Origin of the sequence: Pseudoflavonifractor sp. HCP28S3_F10 (assembly GCF_052065415.1) — a bacterium.
In the GTDB taxonomy this organism is placed as follows: domain Bacteria; phylum Bacillota; class Clostridia; order Oscillospirales; family Oscillospiraceae; genus Pseudoflavonifractor_A.
On record NZ_JBQHUB010000079.1, the window covers coordinates 1 to 547 of the forward strand.

Below are 547 nucleotides of genomic sequence, written 5' to 3' on the forward strand. Positions count from 1 at the left end.
GCGGCTGGTTGACCGTATCCCGCCGGATATACTGGCGGAACTGAAACGTCAGCAGCGGCACACGGTAAAGGAAAGGTGATAGATATAAGCAGAAATTTTCGCCGCCTCTGTGCGGCATTGTACCTTGAAAACTGAATATGGAGGACACTGGATGGCAAAAAGTGAAAGCGATATTTTTACACCCCGAACAGGGCAGGTTATACAAGCAGAGAACGGCACGCAGTATTTTGTATGTGGGAACAACCGTATAAAAATCTCCGAACACTTCGCCGCAGGCGGGAAGCCCCTCGGTGATCTGATTGTAGATGTGGTGCGGCATACCGCAGAAAAAGCCGCTTCAACCTGATAGCCCATCATTGATAACACGCCCACGCTTATGATATAATTGCCATAGAGCAAAAGTATTGTAAGCGTGGGTTGTTTCTTTAGAAGGAGGATTTTTACGGTGAAACAACCTTACAATACTACGATTTACAACACGGCGCTTTATATGAGATTGAGCCGGGACGATGAACTGCAAGGAGAAAGCGGGAGTATTCAGACACAA

At 47.2% G+C, this 547-nt stretch carries 1 protein-coding gene; it reads left to right on the forward strand.

What is annotated here, in order from left to right; translation table 11 throughout:
- The first annotated feature begins 151 nt into the window (after positions 1-151).
- Complete coding sequence (locus ACTNBZ_RS14380) at positions 152-346, forward strand: hypothetical protein (protein ID WP_002334813.1); 195 nt, start codon at positions 152-154, stop codon at positions 344-346.
- Positions 347-547 lie beyond the last annotated feature (201 nt).